Annotated in this window: 3 protein-coding genes; 1 reads left to right on the top strand and 2 read right to left on the bottom strand. The window is 39.6% G+C overall.

The genetic code is table 11. The features are described from left to right. On the bottom strand, positions 1 to 438 hold a 438-nt coding region (locus V7659_RS22185; RefSeq protein ID WP_335542333.1), incomplete at its 3' end, for a cation:dicarboxylate symporter family transporter. Between the two features lie 247 nt (positions 439 to 685). On the opposite strand from V7659_RS22185, the gene V7659_RS22180 reads away from it, so the two are divergent. Further along, positions 686 to 1,408, top strand: coding sequence for an SH3 domain-containing protein (locus tag V7659_RS22180; RefSeq protein WP_335542331.1), 723 nt, complete (start codon positions 686 to 688; stop codon positions 1,406 to 1,408). Positions 1,409 to 1,496: 88 nt separating this feature from the next. Here V7659_RS22180 and galE read toward each other — a convergent pair. Beyond that, positions 1,497 to 2,419: UDP-glucose 4-epimerase GalE (gene galE, locus V7659_RS22175; protein ID WP_335542330.1), on the bottom strand; the 923-nt coding region annotated here is incomplete at its 5' end.

Here is a 2,419-nt window from a genome sequence, read left to right as displayed (position 1 = left end):
TAGCAGTAAATTAAAATCCCCAACCGTAAATGTAGCAACAAGATGGTCGAGAAATGATAATTTCTCAGGATCTGTCTCAACTGATGAGTTGTTCATCACTTCTTTAATTGAAGAGATATCTGTATTTTCAATCGGATGGATAATGGAGGCGCCGATTAAGCCCAGGATCGCGGCTATAGAGGCCGTCACCAAGAAAACAACCACAATGCTTCCCATAATTTTTCCAAGCCGTTTCATTCCATTCATATTAGCAATCGCAGACGCGATGCTGAAAAACACCAATGGGACGATCATCATGAACATTAAATTTAAAAATAAATCCCCAAATGGCTTAACAAGCACAGCCTTTGGTCCAAATATCAAACCTGCCGCCCCGCCTGCGATAATGGCAGTTAGCAGGATAAGTGTGAATCGATAATTTTTATAGAATAGTTTCAAACCTTCCACAGCCTTTCAATATGTACCTATGAAAAGCATACCCAAGTTCGATAGACAGGTAAATGAGCAAATAAGTCTAAACCTTGAATTTATTAATGAACATGATTCAACAAAAAAGCCGCATCCCCTATAATTCTACAAATTCTAAACGTGGACAAGCGCGGATATTGTCTATATTTTTGTATTTATATTCATTTATTAATAGATTCCCCTTCCATACAATTAAGATAGAAACGGAGGGATTATTTTGAAAATATTCACAAAATTACTGATCGCACTAACACTGTTCCTAACAATCCTCATGCCCTTTCAAACGGTTACCTACGCAGCCTCCACATCTTCTGCAACCGTAAATACGAAAGTACTAAATGTACGTGAAAAGCCTACAACTCACTCCAAGAAAAAAGGCGTCCTTAAAAAAGGCACCAAAGTAACGGTTTATTCGAAAACCAAAACAGGCTGGTCACAAATTAAATACAAATCCAAAAAAGCGTATGTTTCCACAAAGTATTTGAAGTTCATCTCCAAACGGGCTAGCTTCCTGCTCGATAAAACCCAGGTCTATACTTATAAAGGGACGGAAGGATCCTATCAATTAATCCCTACTAGGAAAAAATATGATTCATGGGACATTTGGTACTACGCCACTCCTTCTGATAAGCAAAAATTCATTGTCGGCGAAGATAGTAAAGGACTCTATACCGGGTATATTGACTCCGAATATTATATCGATATCAAATATCCTGCGAAGGTCGGCCAGAAATGGGATATCGGCTATGAAGGAGAAGGACAAGCACGGATTACTTCCGTAAAAAAGACCGTGAAAACACCAGCCGGTACGTTTAAAAACTGTATCGAGGTAAAGGAAGATTCGGGGTATATTTACTACTATGCGAAATATATCGGGCAAGTAAAAACGGTTCGAGACGGAATAACCGTCATGGAGTTAGTGAGTTTGAAGAAAAAATAAAATCCTTTACAAAATAAATGGTAACTTCCCAATAGGAGAGAGTTACCATTTATTTTATATTTGGTTCCTAGTAAGTTTGTCTCTAATTTTAATACTGCTGTTGTTGGTGCCATTTCCAGGCATCCGCAATGATTCGTTCTAAGTTCCGTTCAGCCTTCCAGCCAAGTTCGGAATGGATCTTTTGGGAGGAAGCGACAAGCATGGCTGGGTCGCCGGCACGGCGATCGGCCATTTCGACATTCGCCTCTTTACCGGTTACTTTTTCACATGTTTCAATAACTTCCTTTACCGAATAGCCAAGACCGTTGCCAAGATTATAAATCTCAGTTGACTTCTTCCCGGTTAATAATGCCTCTAGGGCAAGGATATGCGCACTCGCTAAATCAGTGACATGGATATAATCACGAATACATGTACCATCAGCCGTATCATAATCAGATCCGAAAACAGATATCTTTTCCCGCTGCCCTAACAGTTGTTGAAGGACAATTGGGATTAAATGAGTTTCTGGGTCATGACTCTCACCGATTACTGCTGATTCATGAGCTCCTGCTGCATTGAAGTAGCGTAGAATTACATAGTTTAGTCCATAGGATTTCGAGAAATCTGACAGGATTTGTTCAATCATCAGTTTGGAATGTCCATAAGGATTGATCGGTCTAGTTGGAGTTTTTTCATCAATCAACTCTACATCAGGAATTCCATAGGTAGCTGCTGTTGAAGAGAAAATAAAGTTTTTGACATTATGTTTAATCATAGCTTTTAACAAGGTAAGCGTAGCCGCAACGTTATTCTGATAGTATTTCAACGGGTCGACAACAGACTCCCCGACCAAGCTAAAGGCTGCAAAGTGCATTACGGCCTTGATTGGGTAACTTTTGAAGATCATTTGTAAATCCTCTTCATTACCTAAATCACCTTCAACAAAAACCGCACGGCTATCGACAGCTTCACGGTGACCGGTTGATAAATTATCGAGGACAACCACTTCTTCTTTTTCAACTAATTCCT

Source organism: Neobacillus drentensis (assembly GCF_036966985.1).
Taxonomy (GTDB): Bacteria; Bacillota; Bacilli; order Bacillales; family Cytobacillaceae; genus Neobacillus; species Neobacillus drentensis_E.
This window is presented reverse-complemented; position numbering and strand designations above follow the sequence as displayed.